The organism is Xanthomonas sp. SHU 308 (genome assembly GCF_000364645.1).
GTDB classification, from domain to species: Bacteria; Pseudomonadota; Gammaproteobacteria; order Xanthomonadales; family Xanthomonadaceae; genus Xanthomonas_A; species Xanthomonas_A sontii.
This window is the reverse complement of sequence record NZ_AQOK01000288.1, coordinates 1-1,637: the sequence shown is the minus strand read 5'-3', so window position 1 is coordinate 1,637 and position 1,637 is coordinate 1. Positions and strand designations below refer to the sequence as shown.

Here is a 1,637-nt window from a genome sequence, read left to right as displayed (position 1 = left end):
GCGTTCCGCCGCGGCCGCGTGCCGCACGACGCCAACCGCAGCGCGCTGGCGGCGATCGATGCCGCCGCCAAGCAGTGGCGACGGCGCCTGCGCAGCGACGCCGCCGCGCCGGACAGCGTGGAGGCGCACGAACTCGGCGATCTGCTCGCGCACGCCTTTCCCGACCGCGTCGGCACGCGTCACCCCAGCGATCCGCTGCGCTACCAGCTAGCCAATGGCCGCAGCGTGCGCCTGTTCGAGCACAGCGACCTGCGCGGCGAACCCTGGCTGGTCGTCACCGAACTGCGCCATGAGGCCAAGGACGCGTTGCTGCTGCGCGCCGCACCGGTGGACGAGCGCTACCTGCGCGCGCAGTTTCCGCAGCGCTTCGCACAGGAAGACGTGGTGCGTTGGGACCCGGAACGGCGCGCGCTCACGGCGCTGCGCGAGACCCGCTTCGACCGCATCGTGCTCGACAGCCGCCCCGCCGGCCGGGTCGAGCCGGCGCAAGCAGCCGCGGCGCTGACCGAGGCGGTGCGCGAATTGGGGCTGCAGGCGCTGCCCTGGAGCGAGAACCTGTCGCAATGGCGCGCACGGGTGGCGGGACTGCGCCAGTGGATGCCGGAACTGGAGCTGCCGGACCTGGGCGATGCCGCACTGCTGGACAGCCTCGACGACTGGCTGCGCCCGGCCTTCGCCGGCAAGACCCGACTCGATGCGCTGAGCGAGGACGAGCTGGGCGAGGCGCTGAAGGCGCGGCTGCCGTGGGACCGCCGCCAGGCCATCGACCGCCATGCCCCGGTGCGCATCGCGGTGCCCTCGGGCATGGAACGGCGCATCGACTACAGCCTGGACCATGCCGGGCAGCCGCAGCCGCCGGTGCTGGCGGTCAAGCTGCAGGAGCTGTTCGGCCTGGCCGACACCCCGCGCATCGCCGACGGCCGCGTGCCGCTGCTGCTGCACCTGCTCTCCCCCGGCGGAAGGCCGCTGCAGGTCACCCAGGACCTGCGCAACTTCTGGTCCAGCACCTACCCGGAAGTGAAGAAGGAGATGAAAGGCCGCTATCCGCGCCACCCGTGGCCGGACGACCCCTGGACCGCCACCGCCAGCCATCGCGCCAAGCCGCGTGGCACCTAGTGGGTCTGGCGCACCGCATTCAGCGGGCAGACGAATCCGCGGCGCTGCGCTAACGCCCCGTATACGGTACGAGGGCGACACTGCAACCCTTCATTCCTGCCAGTAGGGGACGCCCATGAGCAAGCTGACCATCATCACCGATCGCGCCCTGGATCTCGCCAGCCACGCCGGCGACAGCCTCAAGCACTTCGGCCCGCAGGCGAACAAGTGGCTGCAGTCGGGCAAGGCGATGGGCGCGCTCAAGGCGGGCGCAGCGATGGGTGCAGTGAAGACCGGCTCCAAGGTCGCGCGCACCGCCGTGCGCCGCAACCCGGCCATCGCGATCGCCGCTGCCGCCGTGGGTGTGGGTCTGCTCGGCTACGCCATCTACCGCAAGCGCCAGCGCGACAAGGGCGCGCCGATCGAAGGCAATGCGCAGCGTATCGAAGCCGCCAACAAGCGCGGTAACGTCGGTGCGCGCCGCAGCGCTGCCAGCACCCGCGGCACGCGCCGCAATGCCGCAGCGCAGGACGCCACCGAAG

At 71.8% G+C, this 1,637-nt stretch carries 2 protein-coding genes; both read left to right on the top strand.

The features are described 5' to 3' along the window. Nucleotides 1–1,116 (top strand): ATP-dependent helicase C-terminal domain-containing protein (locus D588_RS0110490; RefSeq protein ID WP_017915937.1); only part of this gene is annotated, 1,116 nt, incomplete at its 5' end. 115 nt (nt 1,117–1,231) lie between these two features. Beyond that, the coding region (locus D588_RS0110485; protein WP_017915936.1) for a hypothetical protein at nt 1,232–1,637 on the top strand (406 nt) is incomplete at its 3' end.